Origin of the sequence: Streptococcus sp. oral taxon 071 str. 73H25AP (assembly GCF_000146755.1) — a bacterium.
GTDB lineage: Bacteria > Bacillota > Bacilli > Lactobacillales > Streptococcaceae > Streptococcus > Streptococcus oralis_T.
In genome coordinates this window covers 145,337-161,314 of the sequence record NZ_GL397254.1, presented here as the reverse complement: position 1 = coordinate 161,314, position 15,978 = coordinate 145,337, and the positions used below count along the sequence as shown (strand labels likewise).

Genomic DNA, 15,978 nt, shown 5'->3' with positions numbered 1-15,978 from the left:
CGCTGGAGTGAATTCCCATTTACCGATGAATTTCACATCTCCATTTTCAACAACTTCTGAATCCTTGTCGTAACCTTTGAATACCCAGTTACCTTCTGGAACAGATACTTTGGTAGTTGTTGGTTGAGTAGGATTTACAGTCGTTCCATTTGCAAGACCTGATACTTTAGCTGGTAACAAGTTTGTAACTTCTTGTGGAAGGGTCTTACCAGGTGTACCGCTCTCAAATTCATGAATCTTGTTGTAAAGTAAGGTCGTTGTTACCTTGTTTGATGCGAAATAAAGGTTATCGGGTTGCATAGCTACAATGTTTTCGATAGGTCCTGAAGCTTTGTCACCAACCTTATTATTTGTTACTGTATTATAAGTAATACGAATAGGTGTTCCGGCCTTATCTTTGTTCAAGTAGGCAGCAGCCATCTTGACAGTTACTTTTTGACCTGACTTCTCAACAGTATAGTCTGTATCCTTTGCCAACACAACACCATCTGCATCAACTGTAAGATCTTTGAAATCTAAACGATCATCAAAGGTATCAACGAAATCAAGGCTTGATAAAGCTGCAATGATTTCTTTACCTGGTTTTGGAATCTTGAAAAGAGTTTTATAAGTAACTGCCTCTCCTGCTTGTGCTGGGATTTGAGCTGGATCTACCTCCTTTTCTGGGGCAAACTGTACTTGTTCCATGTAAAGAGAGAAAGTTGCAGAGGCATAGTTCGCTGAACGGTAACCAAAGTTCATGGTGTTGTTAACTGAGCGTAGGGCTAAACCGGAAATATTATTTTCGGCCTCCGCACCACTTGTACCACCACCTGGGCCTGCATTCCAAACAGTTTTATCACCTTCTTGAACCGCTTCCAAATTATTGCGGTTGTTCATCACTCGCTTGTCAACGCTAGTGTTGTAATTGGTAACATAGAAAGCTTCCTTGGTATTCCATAGACCATTTGCATCAATATCAGTTGGTTTCATCACCAATTTCATGTCAGGTTCTGAACCATCTGAATACTTAAGTTCTGCTGTTATATCTGCATCAACCGTAAAGGTATTTTTCATGACATCGTCATGTGCCTCATCAACATATGCGATATTCCCAATTTCAAATTGGTTTGCTCCCCATAAATTAGAAACGTTGAAAAAGTTAACTGTTTTCTTATTAACATCAGCCATTTGAGCCGGAGCTTCTGAGTTGTTGATATAATGAAGAGTAACTTTATTAATCGTTAAATAAGCATCTACTTGCTTACCATTGACTGTTCCAGCATTGGTAAATTTCAAAGACAAAGGTTTATCAAAGGTTTGATCTTCCTTTTTGGTTTTATCTACCTTGAGGGTGAAATTTTCCATTGGATAACCAGGATATTTATGTTGTAGATCTCCAAAACCTGGAGCATCCATATGGTATTGCTGCACGGCAGATGACTTAGATACAACACTCATGTTATCCGTAGTTAACTGAAACTGGTAAAGACTTAGTGCAGAAAGATCTGTGTCATCCTTTATTTCTTGCGGTGCCGCAAAAAGGCCTTGAAACGGCAGTAAGAAAAACGCTAAAACAAAGGTTATCATTCCAACGATTGTCTTTTTAAGCCTGTTTTTCGACTTTATCATTCTTTTTCTCCTTATTAAATTTCTTTTTACTTTTTATGATTACACATAAAAAGAAATTTATTGCCATTCTCCATATGGTAAGAACTCCGTTATTAGTACCCAAATTAGTAGTTTTCCCAGCTAACCTACCAATTCTTATCAAAAGAGCTTGTCAATAAATGCTTTTTAGTTTAGCACTCAAAGTAAAAGTTAAAGACAAGAGTTATAGCTCTCAGAGAGACTAGTAACCCACACTCAATTATATCATTAATCAAGCATTTTGGGCAAGCACTTCATTAAATTTTTCTTAAACAAAAAAAGGTCAATTAAAAGCAGATATAAAAAATATTTACTTTTTTTGTAGTGTTACAATAGATGTGAGACAAAGTAGAAAATCGCCATTAAATACCATCGTTATAAAGAAAATCTAAACATAAACTTGATATCGCTTTCTGATATTTGTCAGAATATTCCCATTCTGATGCATAATTGTAAGCTAGATAAAAAATATGAATTACCTATATTTTCTATACTAAAATCTGTATCAAAATACATTTATAACTTTGCAAACGAAAAAAGATTGCCCATTCGGACAACCTCTTTTCTACTATTTAATACAAATCTAGATAATTATCAACTTCCCATTGCGACACAAAGGTTGCATAGCTAGCCCACTCGATACGTTTGGCTTCAAGGAAGCTCGTATAGATGTGCTCACCTAGGGCAGCCTTGACTACTTCGTCCTCAGTCAAAGCTTTCAAAGCGTTATGAAGCGTTGATGGAAGGTCTGTGATTCCAGCTTCCTTACGTTCATCAGCTGTCATGATGTAGATGTTTTCTTCGATCGGAGCTGGTGCTTCGATTTTGTTTTCAATACCGTGCAAACCAACTTCCAGAAGAACTGCCATCGCGATGTATGGGTTTGCCATTGGGTCTACCGAGCGCAATTCAAGGCGAGTTCCCATACCACGTGAAGCAGGTACGCGCACAAGCGGTGAACGATTACGTCCAGCCCATGCAATATAAACTGGCGCTTCATAACCAGGAACCAAACGTTTGTAGGAGTTAACAGTTGGGTTCATGATGGCAGTATAGTTGTAGGCATGCTTGATCAAACCACCAAGGAAATGATAGGCCGTTTCAGACAACTGCATTCCTTTTGGATCATTTGGATCAAAGAAGGCATTGTTTCCTTCTGCATCAAACAAGGACATATTACAGTGCATACCTGATCCAGCAATACCAAATTTTGGTTTCGCCATAAAGGTTGCGTACAAACCGTGTTTACGAGCAATCGTTTTAACAACGAGTTTAAAGATTTGAATCTTATCACAAGCGCGAAGCACTTCATCATACTTGAAATCAATTTCATGTTGTCCAACCGCAACCTCGTGGTGACTTGCTTCTACTTCAAATCCCATTTTGGTCAAGACATTCACAATCTCACGACGCGTATTGTCTGCAAGGTCAGTAGGCGCCAAATCAAAGTAGCCACCTTTGTCATTTACCTCAAGAGTCGGATCCCCATTTTCATCTAGCTTAAATAGGAAGAATTCTGGCTCTGGTCCAAGGTTGAAGGATTTGAATCCTACTTCTTCCATATGGCGAAGAGCACGTTTCAAATTGCCACGAGGGTCACCTGCAAATGGTTTACCTTCTGTTGTATAGACATCACAGATCAAACCTGCAACACTTCCGTTTTCATCTCCCCAAGGGAAGACTGTCCATGTATCCAAGTCTGGGTACAAGTACATATCTGACTCATTGATACGTACAAAACCTTCAATAGAAGATCCATCAAACATAGCCTTGTTTGACAAGACTTTATCTAACTGTTCATCTGTAGCAGGAATTTCGACGTTTTTCATCGTTCCCAAAATATCTGAGAACATGAGACGAATAAAGGTAACATTTTTTTCCTTGACTTCACGACGAATATCTGCAGCTGTGATTGGCATGGTTTTTCTCCTTAATATATGACTACTTGCGGTTGCCTAACCGCGACCAAAAGGTGACCGTACTGAAGCAAAGCGACCTTGTTGGAGGAGTTCATTATGAAGTGCGCGACGCACCTCCGTCTGACTCACCACTTTCTTGGACTTCGCCTCACGTTCAGCATATTTTTTCTTAATGGCAGCGATATTGTAGCCTTCAGAGATATAATCTTTGATCTCAAGCAAACGATCCATGTCATTCAACGAATACATGCGACGGTTTCCTTCGTTTCGATCAGGTTTAATCAACTCTTGATCTTCATAATAACGAATCTGACGCGCTGATAGATCGGTCAACTTCATCACACTACCGATAGGAAAAACAGCCATATTTCGGCGAAATTCTCTTTCCTTCATTTACAATTTCCTTCTTTCTGTCTATTATAGTCTAAAAAAATACATACGTCAATCGATAATGTTATAAAATGTAACATTATTTTTCTTTTTTCTCTAAAAAGAGATGAATACGATCAATATCATAATTTACGAGAATTGCGACAAAAACTCCCATGAAAGTTTCCGATACACGCGCAAACACGTACAAAATTGTTTCACCGCTCGGTATTGAGAGGGTAATGATTAACATAGCTGCTACACCACCAATAACCCCCGATTTATTATTCATGGCCACATTTGTCATAATGGTTAACATAGTGCAGATTGGAACAACCACCAAGGTCACCCAAAAGGCTCCGTGAAATAAGGTATTTAAGAGAAAAAAGATAAGGGCGTAGAAACCACCGATACTATTTCCTAGAATACGTGAAGTCCCAAAATGAACACTCTTATCAAAACTCTCCCTCAGACTAAAAACCGCTGTCAGAGCGCCGATTTGAAGACCTTTCCAGCCAAAAAAGTCAAAAATCAAAAGAACTAAAAAAACGGCAATTCCCGTTTTAAAAGTCCGCATACCAAGTTTGAACTGTGACTTATCAAATTTATATTTTTTAAAATAACTCATAATCTCAACTTTCTACTACCATTTTAACATAAATTAGTTGATTTTATGAGCCAAAATCAATAGGAAACGTTTTTAATTTAGGCTATAAAAAAGAGGAAGCAGAGTTCCTCTTTTCTATTTAACTTCCAGAAATTAGTTGCTTTCGTCTTCTTTTCGTTTCAACTGACCAAGTCCTAAAACTCCTACTAAAGCTGCTAAACCAAGATACGGCATGTAGCTTGAATCATTTGTACCTGTTTGAGGTAGAGTAGGGTTTCCTTTTGGATTTGGATTAGAATTAGGGGTTGTTGGCTCCTCTGGTTTCTTAGGTTCTGGTGTTGTCGTGCGAACTGTATTTGAAGCGTAAGCGACTTTGTTCACAGTATTTACATAGGTATTTTCAAAGGTTCCAACAGCAATTCGTTTCATTTGAATATAAGTCTCAGCCTGGAATGGAGAATCCAACTGAATCTCTTGAAGGAATTCTTCCTTGAAGCGAATTGTAATCATTCCCTTATCTTGATCATGTTCAACCTGTGTTTCAGCTGTTAAGTCTGTTCCTGCCTTAATAACACGACCGTCTTTCAATCGGATATCAACCTTAGCAAGAACTTTATAGTTTCCAGTGTATTGATCACCTTTTTGGTCATAATCATCTACAAAACTATAGTCATTCAAGTCCTCAGAATGATTTTGTGGAATCAAACCTCCGATTAAACGATAATTGAAGTATTGGTTCAACGGAATTGTTTGGCCATCTATATTGTCACTGCTTGGATCCATACTGATTGTCACATCTTTTTTCGGTGTGATTTTCGGTACGTTGTTGACAACTACTTCTGTAGCATAGCCATTTCCAAAATCAATTTGGTAGGCTTTGTTTTCATACTTACCACCCGTTTGACCAAATTCAGGTTTAACTGTCATCGGATCTGTGATTAGCAATGATTTTCCTGCTGCCACATAGTTCTTGTAGAATTCGGCTGGATTATCAGCTGAGAAGAGTTGGAAAGCACCTTTAACAGTGATGTTTGCTTTCTTCAACAGCTCTTGAACCTTCTTAGGCGCAGCTTCTAAACTATCAAATTGTTGAACACTGATACCTGATACAAGATTGCCCTCTAGATCACGAATCTTAACCAATTCTGGTTGAAGGGTTAAGGCTTCTTCTGGATAATCATCCACATAGTAGAAACCATTTTGAATTGCTTCTTTAGAAGATTTATCTCCCTTGTATTGGTCCAAATCCCATGTGAGTTCATAGTAGTTGGTTGAACCAGCTAGAACTTCTTTGCCATCAATATTCACACCTTGCTTGTTCTTGTTAACTTTCAAAGGCTTGATGTAGTTGTTGTTTGGATTGTCAGGATCATTTGGTTTACCTGGAGTCGTTACACGAACAATATTTGACTTAACACCGTAGGCATCGTTAACTGTCAATGTAAAGTTATTTGTATAAGTTGCCCCATCATTCAAGACACGACCAACAACCGTTGGATAAAGAGTTTCAACAGGTTTAGTTAAATCAGCATTGTATGTTGCCAATGTCTCATCAGTCGCCTTAAAGGTTACAGTGTGACTAGCTTTGTCATAGCTTGTTTCAAAACCTTTGCTTGCAGCCTTGGTCGCTTCTAAATCAAACTGATAGCCAGTTGGAAGTGGATCTACCAATACAAACGAAGTTGTTTTTGGACGCCCTGCAGTTAAAGCTTCCGTTTTCAGCTCAAACTTCACTACAGACTGCTTAGCAACTAGAGTACGATCGATATCTACTCCATCTTCATTCTTAATTTCTTTATTAATCTGAGGTTGTGCAAATAGACGATTGTAATGGAAGTGAACTGTTGGCACCGCTGGTGGTGTCGGCAACTGCTTAGGAGTTGGTGCTACAGGCGGAGTTGGCAATGGATCATAATTTGGCTCTTCTGGTTTTGATGGCTCTGGTTGATCTGGAGTCTTAACTGGTGGAGTTGGCTCATTTTCATAGCTTGGTGCTACTGGAGCTGGTTCCAATGGTTTCTCTGTCTCATATGTTGGCTCTTCTGGTTTTGATGGCTCTGGTTGATCTGGAGTTTTTACCGGTGGTGTTGGCTCATTTTCATAGCTTGGCGCTACTGGAGCTGGTTCCAATGGTTTCTCCGTCTCATATGTTGGCTCTTCCGGTTTTGATGGTTCCGGTTGATCTGGAGTTTTTACCGGTGGTGTTGGCTCATTTTCATAGCTTGGTGCTACTGGAGCAGGATCCAATGGTTTCTCTGTCTCATAAGTAGGAGCTTGTGGTGCAGTTGGTGCTACCGGTGGAGTTGGTTTTTCTTTTGTAATTTTCGGAACGTTAACGGCACGAATCTTACCATTGAGTGAGTACCAGATGTTTGGTCTTTTACCTGTATCAACCGCCATAACTGGATCAGAAGGAACTACTAAAGTAGCTGAAATGGCACCGACAGTAACACGGTTAGTTGAACCAGACATGCTAATTGCTCCTGCACCATACCAAGAGTTTGGAGCATCTGATGAATCCCAACCTGAACCAGGTTGACTATTTTTATACATGGTCCAACGAGATCCACCTTGGCCTTGTTTAAAGTTCAAGGTTTCAGTAGCATAAATCTTTCCGTCTTTTTCTCCAACAGAGGAACCAGAAATTTTAATAAAGTTACCAGTGTAATCCTTGGCCATCTCAATAGAATTATTTTCTCTATTTAGAGATGCTACTGAAAGAAGGGCATTGTCGAAATTAATTGGTTGGTCATTTTCATCATAGAAGGTAAATTCATTTTTAATGAAAATTGAAGTCCCTTTTTCAACATCACCAGTGTAAGCAGAAGCAAAGACTCCCAAAGTTGGATCACTAAAGATTCCCAACCAAACTTTCCCACTAGGATTTTGGAATTTTGAAGATGGATCTACAGTATATTTGTAAACAATCTTCGAAATCTTTTTACCATTGTAGTAGGAATTTTGAAGGTTGGTATAAGTTGCAGTTACGCTTTGTCCACGTTCTAGAAGAACTGAGCCCCATTTAACTTCAGTTTTATTCCCTACATTGGTGGTCCAGTCAGATTTGTCTCCAATATTACCATACAATTCCACTGAAGAAGTAGTCGCACCGTTCTCCAAGTTCTTGACATTGAGATTGTCTAACTGAAGATTTTTCTTGCCATATTTTACTGTGTCTTTCTTAAAGGCTTCATCAACTGCTGCTGCTGTAAGAAGTTTTCCTTCTGTTTTAAGGTCCAGTTGAGCTTTCGATTCTAAATCATAAACCAAGCTCTGAGCAGATGGCTTAGACAAGTACCCGTCCTGATCCTTGTTTTTTTCAAGTTCTACAAGGGCCGCCTTAATTTTGGCCTGCTCATCTTCATACGCCTTTAATTTAGCCGGATACTCTGCCAACTCTTTCCTATACTTGGCAAGATCTGCTTCATATTTTGCTAATTTAGCTTCATAATCTGTTTTAGCCGTGGCATTACGTTGCTTGATTTCTTCGTTTTCAGCTTTAAGCGCAGCATTTTTTGCCTTGTTGTCTTCAACTGCCTTCTCATAAGCTGCTTTTGCATCGGCATTCGCTTTTTGAACGCGAGCTAGTTCTGTCTGGTATTTGGCTAGCTTAGCTTGGTAGTCAGCTTCACTGTCTTCGTTGGCTTTCTTTACTACTGCCAAATCTGCTTCATATTGCTTCAATGCTGCTTCATAAGTCGCTTTAGCTGTCTCATTACGTTGCTTAATGGCTTCATTTTCAGCTTGAATTGCTGTGTTTTTAGCTGTGTTGTCTTCAACGGCCTTTTCATAGGCTGCCTTAGCATCAGCATTAGCTTTTTGTACTCGAGCTAATTCTGTCTGGTAAGTTGCTAATTTAGCCTGATAATCAGCATCATTATCTTCGTTGGCTTTCTTAATAGCTGCAAGATCTGCTTCATACTGCTTCATCGCTGCGTCATAGTTTGCTTTGGCAGTTTCATTACGTTGCTTAATCGCTTCATTTTCAGCTTGGAGTGCAGCATTTTTAGCAGTATTTTCCTTTACTGCTTTTTCATAAGCATTTTTAGCAGTATTTTCCTTTACTGCTTTTTCATAAGCTTCTTTAGCATCAGCATTTGCCTTTTGTACTCGAGCTAATTCTGTCTGGTAAGCTGAAAGTTTATTTTGATAATCCTGTTGGCTATCTTCATTTGCTTTTTTGACAGTTGCTAAATCTTTTTGATATTGTGCTAGCTTAGCCTCATATTCTGCTTTAGCTGTTGCATTGGCAGTGTTGATTTTTTCAACTTCTTCTTGATGATTTTTTAGATCTTTTTGATACTTGTCATCCGCTGCTTTGTTTTCAGCATTGATTTTATCTGTTTCTGCCTGATGAGCTGCGACTTCTTTTTTATATGCTTCAGTTGTTGTCTTTATTTCTTTAGCCCGTTTAGCATAGTCGCTTTTGATCTCATCTTGTTTTTGAGCATTCTCTGTAGCAGTTGTGGCTGTTCCTTTGTCTTTTGTTTCATCTTGAACTACCTTAACTCCTGCAGATTTTGCATCGGCAACTGTTTTATCCAAATCAGCTGATGATACTTCTACTGGCAAAGCTGAGTCTTTAGAACCAGCCTTAGCTTGGCTCTCTTTAGCAACTTGGCTCATTTCACCCTGAGCTTCAGGTAGATTTGTGGCTGGGTTTCCTGTAGTAGCCACCTCAACTGTACTTGTGCTCTTCGTCTCTGTGACTTCATCAGCAAAAACTGCCTGATCTGCAAAAGCAATCAAAGCAGTTCCTAAAACAGCACCACACAAAGTTTTCGCAACTTTGCTTTTACGAAATCCATAGACTTCTTTTTTATTTTTCATTATAAGCCATTTCCTTATCTAAATTTAGTCGTTACTTCCTATACTAACATTTTACAAGGAAAGATGCAAATATTTGCTCTACCCCCTTCATTTATCGATAAATCTAACATATTTATAAATGAAATTAAAAAGAAGATGGTTAAACCATCTTCTTTTAGTTAAACTATTTATTTTTCAGTCAAGGCTGCAAGTCCTGGAAGAACTTTACCTTCGAGGAGCTCCATTGAAGCTCCACCACCAGTAGAGATCCATGAGAACTTGTCTGCACGTCCAAGGTTGATCGCTGCGGCAGCTGAGTCACCACCACCGATGATTGATTTCACACCTGGTTGTTTCACGATAGCATCCATGACACCGATTGTACCAGCTTGGAAGTCTGGGTTTTCAAACACACCCATAGGTCCGTTCCATACAACTGTTTTGGCACCAGTCAATTCTTGATCGAATTTAGCGATAGATTTTGGACCGATATCCAAACCAAGGAAACCTGGATCTACTGCTTCACCTTCAGTGTCTTTCACTTCAGTGTAGTCAGCAAATGCGTTTGCTTCTTTTGAGTCAACTGGCAAGATCAATTTGCCGTTTGCTTTTTCAAGAAGAGCTTTAGCGACATCCAATTTGTCTTCTTCTACAAGTGAGTTACCGATTTCGATACCTTGAGCTTTGTAGAATGTGTAAGTCATCCCACCACCGATAAGAACTTTATCAGCTTTTTCAAGCAAGTTTTCGATAACACCGATCTTGTCTGAAACTTTTGAACCGCCAAGAATCGCTACGAATGGACGTTCTGGAGCTTCAACAGCTTCTTGGATGTAAGCAATTTCGTTTTCAAGAAGGAAACCAGCAACAGCTTTTTCAACGTTTGCTGAGATACCAACGTTAGATGCGTGTGCACGGTGAGCTGTACCGAATGCATCGTTTACGAAGATACCATCTCCAAGTGATGCCCAGTATTTACCAAGTTCAGGATCATTTTTAGATTCTTTCTTGCCATCAACATCTTCGAAACGAGTGTTTTCAACCAAGAGAACTTGTCCATCTTCAAGAGCGTTGATTGCTGCTTCCAATTCAGCACCACGTGTAACACCCGGGATAAATTTAACTTCTTGTCCCAATTTAGCAGCCAAGTCAGCAGCTACAGGAGCGAGTGATTTACCTTCTTTGTCTGCTTCTTCTTTTACACGTCCAAGGTGAGAGAAGAGGATTGCACGTCCACCTTGTTCAAGGATGTACTTGATAGTTGGAAGAGCTGCAGTGATACGGTTGTCATTAGTAATCACGCCATCTTTAACAGGTACGTTGAAGTCAACACGAACGAGAACTTTTTTCCCTTTCAAGTCAACGTCTTTAACAGTCAATTTTGCCATTAGATATGACTCCTTCTTTTTTTATACGTGTTAATTATATCACAAAATCAACAAAAGAGATAGAAAAACCCTAAACTTTTCTTGTTCTTTCTTATAATTAAAACTAGCATTTTTTAAAATCAAATCTAGAAAAACCTTATCAAATAAGTAATCAATGCGAGATAAAATAATCAAAACAAGGTTTGACTGCAGCCAAACCTTGTTTTTAGTTTTTATGAGGAAATCCAAGAATTCTAAATCGATTAGTCTTCTTTCTTCTTTCTAGCAAGCAAGCCATAACCACTCATTGCTCCGAGAAGTCCCAGAGCTACTAGACTGGCATCTGTTTCTACACCAGTATTTGGAAGTTGATTTGTTGCCTTTTCTGCTTTGACTGGTGTTTCCACCATTGAATTGTCTGTACTTGGTACTAGCTGTTCAACTTTTTCCTTGGTACCAATTTCAACAATTTCTGGGACAGCTTCCTTGAGAACTTCAGTCGAAAGAAGAGTCCGTTTGCCCTGACCATCAACTTCTACAAAGCGACGAACTTGACCTTCCACACCTGCTTGGATTAGCTGGCGTTGACCTTTTAGAAGGCTTGCATTTGGTCGCTCTTGACGATCGAAGGCCACTGTGTCCTCTTCAATTTCTAGTTTCGGAATTTCTAAAACTAGGTCTTTTACTCCCTCAGCTGGTTGGTTGCTTGATAGAACTTTTGTTCCAACTTCTGTGATTTCTGGGATTGCTTCCTTGACTACCTCAGTCGAACGAAGAGTGCGTTTGCCTTGGGCATCTACTTCTACTAGACGACGATTTTGCCCTTCTTCTCCTTTTTGGACAAGTTGACGTTGACCTTTCAGAAGATCCATATTTTGTCTCTCTTGACGTTCATAGGCTGTTGTTTCAGTTTCAACAACTAGTTCAGGGAGGGCTTCAACTGTTGGGGCTACTTCACTTGGATTCATGCTTCCAACGTGGTGACTTTCTTCTGCAGGGGCTAGTTTCTTATTCAGCTTTTCTTTCATGTCCGCAAAAGCTTGTGGAGTTGGTGTTTGTGAAGACAATAAAGCTTCAGCTTGGGCAATCAACTCATCTTGAGAATCTTTTTCACGGACGGATTCGAGCAAGCCTTCCAATTCTTCTCTAGCAGTTTGGTAACGCTGAGTACCATCCAAGTCCGCACCCGCTTGTTTCAACTCATTCAAGGCTTTGTTGACTTCTTCTTGACTGGCATCATGGTTTTCTACAACAGCTTTCGCAGCATTGAGCTTCTCTACTAACGCTCCTTGTTTGTCCTCACTTGAGAAGGTATAGGCGAGGGTTGACTGACGACCTTGGGCAGCAGTAATTTCTTGTTTGAGGTACTCATCATTGACTGCAGCCTTTGGAGAAACCAAGACATCAAACTCAGCTGTGTGCCCCTTGTAATGCAAGGTCAAGGTTTGACGGCCGGTCTTTTGAGCATCGTAGCCCGTAATTTCAACACCTTTATCAGTAAAGCCGTGAGTCTCTTCTGTCTCATCATCATAGAGAACTCCAAAGCGACCTTCAGAGAGTTCCAGTTGATCTCCTACCAAATAGTCTGTTTTTGGTTTCTGAGTAAGGTACAAGCCTGCTACTTCCTTTGGTTTTCCTTCATCTTGACCAGTCACTTGTACCTTCAAGTCACCAGTAACTGGAAGTCCAAGGTAGCTGACTGTGAGCTTTTGTTCCCCTTTTTGATGAGCGTCGTAGCCAGATACTGTCACACCTGAGTGAGTAAGGTTGATCAGCTCATCGGCTTGCCCCCCTTCGTATTGAACACGGAGGGTTCCGCCTCTGAGGTCGAGATTTTCACCTTCTTTATAAACTGTCTTCTTAGGTCCTTTTTCAAGGCTAACTGCAGCAATTTTTCTTTCATCCTGCGGAATCGCTACTGCCAAGGTGTTACTGATTTCTTTGCCAGGTAGTTGGGTACGATAATAGAGGAGATTTGGTTGCTTGTCAAAGGCCAATGGTGCAGTTGCCAGGTCGCCACCAGTTTCAGTCTTCAAGGTTGCAATTGGTGTTTGTGAATCTGCCCTGTCGTAAACGGTGATGGTTGCGCCTGCTGGAACATCAGAGAAGCCTAGTTGAACTTGGTGGTTTCCAAGTGAACGAGCAGCTACCTTAGCCATTGAAATATTTTGACTTTCTGTGTCCAAGGTTTCGTACATCTTCCAGTTGTAGATACGAATGGCTTTCCAAGGTGTTCCGTTATCAGATGTGATAACTTTTAGACGCCAGTCTTGAGCGGTGATTGGTTTATCAAGGGTGATATCCGTCACGTGCGCTTTATTGCCACGAACTTCCTTAGCTAGCTTCCACTCACCATCTGTATCCTTGTAGTAAAGATCAAAGTCCTTGGTGTTCATCAAACCATCGTTAACAGACTCACCTCCAGCTCCTGCATGATCCATGACCCATCTAACAACACGGCGTGGTTGGGTCAAGCGAATATCCACACTACCGCTCAACTGAGCTGAAGACCACTTATCTGACAAGCTAGTAATGGTACCGTTCAACATACCTTCAATGCCTTCTCCACCTTCAGTATTTGGGAAAGTGCTACCAATAACCGTTGCCCCTGGAACAATATTTTCAGCCAAAGGTCTTGGGAGAGTTGTATCCTGAACTGTCATCCCCCAGTTGAAGGATGCCGTCCCCGCTTCAGAACGAAGGCCATTTTTACCAACTGTAACGACTTTCAATTCCTGAGTCGTACCAGTCGCATTAGCAGAGCGGCTAACTTTTGGCAAGTAGATAGTGGAAGCAGATGATCCTGTCAATAAGCGCCAGTTATCTCCATCTTTTTCGTAGACTTCATAGAAATCTGCATCTTGGTTACCCGCAAACTGGACCACTGCTTCAGCTTCTTGGGCATTCTTAAGAGATTGCTTCACCACAGAGAGACCTGTAGGTGCTTGTGGCGCTTGGTGATTGTCCGTGATAGTTAATTGTCCTAGGTTGAACTGATAATCTTTTACAGCACCTCCATGTTCGAAGAAGAGTTTAACTGCATAGATGGTTTTACCTGCTAGTGAGCTAAGGTCAATTTCTTCATTTGTCCAGTTGTCAGAAAGAGTCAGTTCTTTCCATGCCTCCGCATCCTCAAATTTGTAGTCTGGAGTCGTAGAGAAGGCCATATAAACTTTGGAGCCTTTTCCTCCCTTGTGGGCAACCCGAAGTTTGGTTTTCTCCGTTACTTCTAGTTTAGTAGAATACAAATTCACATCCTGGTCCGTCTTACCAGCTACATCACCTGAGAATTTAAGAGAATTTCCGCCATTGTAGGCATCTGTAAAGTCATATTCTGCACGAAGTTTCCCCCCCGTTGAAGTCTGCCACCAACGCCATGTTGGTAAAACACCTGAAACAGAACGGTAGTTCCATTCAGAATCCTTAGAAACTTTGCCGTCTACAAACCACTTTCTACCATGACCTGTATTAAAAGAGGTAGTGAAGGTGCGTCCTACTGCTGGTGTGCGGTCCGCAACTAAATTGGCAATTCCATACCACTCTTTATCACCTGGTTTTTGAGCCGTTGGATCTCCTTGGTAACCTGTGAAAAAGATGTCTTCGTTCTTGTGGTAGTCTTCACCCGTTTTTCCTAGACTGGTAATCGTATCTGGCGCAAAAAGTCCAAGAGACAAGCGCAACTTGCCATTTTCATCTAAAAGAGCATCCCAGTTGACTTTGGTCTTATAAGAACCACCTTGTTGCAATTCCAAACCTGCAAAGACATCATATTGGCTACGTTCTAGCCATTTTGCCATCTCTACGGAGTGGTCATTCTTTTCCTTGTTCCAGTTGAAATTGGCAAAGAATTGATCCGCAGGTACCTTGTCTCCTTCTTTTTGCATGAACTGGTAGTTGTAATCGCCTAGACCATCTTCGTGGTAACGGCCATATTTGTAGGTCATAGCATCGTACCAAGCATACTTGATTGGGTGGTTGACCTTAGCCGCGTATTCTTTTGTATAGAGCATGAATTGGCGCATTTTTTCACCAAGAGGTGCTACCAATTCCCCTGTTGTTTCTTGGTTGATGAAATAGCCATCAAAGCCATAGTATTTAGCGAGATCAACGAGTTTGCGTGCAATTGGGAAAGTGCCATCCTCATCTTGTTTCAAGGCAGCGGCAAATTTCTCTTGGTCGGCAATACTGTTTGACCAGTTGAAAAAGAGGGTTCCATAAACGGGAACTCCGTTGCGGTGGCCTGCATCAATGACATCTGGAGTAGGGACTAGACCTTCCCAGAAGACCATTGAATCTAAGTATTGCCAGTAGTCAAAGGCGTAAGCCTTGAATTCTTCTCCACCAACAGAAGCGTGGTCTTTAGCTTTCGAGTTGGTGTTTGCTAGCGCCTGAACCTTGGCTCTTCTGCTTGCTTTTTCGTTAACCAACTGGCCCCTATGGCGCTTGGCGAGTTCAACTGATGAACGGTTAATGGGATCATCCTCACGCGCACCCGGTTCCCATTTCAACAAATCTTCCCATGTATCAAATTTGATTTCTTTTGGTCGGAGACTCTTTTCTTCATTTTTAGGAACGTCTGCTAGAGTCGGTTTGTTCGCTTTCTTTTCAGCTACTTGAGGAGCTTCCTCTGATTTGACTTCTTCTTTATCAGTTGGTTGAGCAGGTTTTTCAGCTTTATCTGCCGGAGCGGGTTTTGCTTCTTCTTTTTCATTAACCAGATCCGTTATTGCTGGAGGGTTTTCTGAAATAGGTTGCTCAGCTACTTTGTTTTCAGTTTCCGATAATTGTTTTTCGAGAGCTGTTGTGTCTGGATTAGCAGTTTCACTCGCACTTGTCGCTTGAGCTCTCGTGTTTGCGGCTGTTTCAGGGACAGCGACCTGTTCGGCAAGAGCTGGGCTTGCGAATAGAGCTGAACCAATCATCAAGGAACAAGCTCCGATTGACAGCTTTCGAATACTGTAACGGCAACGTTTTTCAAAAAATAGATCTTTCATCTTATCCTCCTAATAGAACAAAAAAAGTAACTGTTCTCAGTGCACAACACCAGAACAGGATCATCTTCATTTTATCTAACATGAAAGCGTTGTCAATATACTTGACACAAAAACTATAACTAGGATAATAATCAGTAAAATTTGGACACAATCCTCTAAATCGACTATCTCAAAGGGAATCTATCTCTCATTTTAAAAGAAAGTTCTTGTTTCTTATGAAAACTTCAGCTAAACACTTGTGAGATTTACTTTTATCCTTTAAAATAGAATAGGAGAAATTCCGC

At 40.6% G+C, this 15,978-nt stretch carries 7 protein-coding genes; all 7 read right to left on the bottom strand.

Features of this window, described 5'->3' with window-relative positions; translation table 11 throughout:
• Window positions 1-1,611: isopeptide-forming domain-containing fimbrial protein (locus tag HMPREF9189_RS03025; protein ID WP_000597490.1), on the bottom strand; the 1,611-nt coding region annotated here is incomplete at its 3' end.
• Window positions 1,612-2,201: 590 nt separating this feature from the next.
• On the bottom strand, window positions 2,202-3,548 hold the full coding sequence (gene glnA, locus HMPREF9189_RS03020) for a type I glutamate--ammonia ligase (protein WP_001122895.1): 1,347 nt from the start codon (window positions 3,546-3,548) through the stop codon (window positions 2,202-2,204).
• Window positions 3,549-3,584: 36 nt separating this feature from the next.
• Window positions 3,585-3,941: a transcriptional repressor GlnR gene (gene glnR / locus HMPREF9189_RS03015; RefSeq protein WP_000664336.1), complete on the bottom strand. Its 357-nt coding sequence runs from the start codon at window positions 3,939-3,941 to the stop codon at window positions 3,585-3,587.
• Window positions 3,942-4,017: 76 nt separating this feature from the next.
• On the bottom strand, window positions 4,018-4,545 hold the full coding sequence (locus HMPREF9189_RS03010; RefSeq protein ID WP_000119889.1) for an aromatic acid exporter family protein: 528 nt from the start codon (window positions 4,543-4,545) through the stop codon (window positions 4,018-4,020).
• 132 nt (window positions 4,546-4,677) lie between these two features.
• Window positions 4,678-9,354, bottom strand: coding sequence for an antigen I/II family LPXTG-anchored adhesin (locus HMPREF9189_RS03005; protein ID WP_000791196.1), 4,677 nt, complete (start codon window positions 9,352-9,354; stop codon window positions 4,678-4,680).
• Between the two features lie 167 nt (window positions 9,355-9,521).
• Window positions 9,522-10,721: a phosphoglycerate kinase gene (gene pgk / locus HMPREF9189_RS03000; RefSeq protein ID WP_001096767.1), complete on the bottom strand. Its 1,200-nt coding sequence runs from the start codon at window positions 10,719-10,721 to the stop codon at window positions 9,522-9,524.
• A gap of 242 nt (window positions 10,722-10,963) precedes the next feature.
• On the bottom strand, window positions 10,964-15,694 hold the full coding sequence (locus tag HMPREF9189_RS02990; protein WP_000653738.1) for a bacterial Ig-like domain-containing protein: 4,731 nt from the start codon (window positions 15,692-15,694) through the stop codon (window positions 10,964-10,966).
• Window positions 15,695-15,978 lie beyond the last annotated feature (284 nt).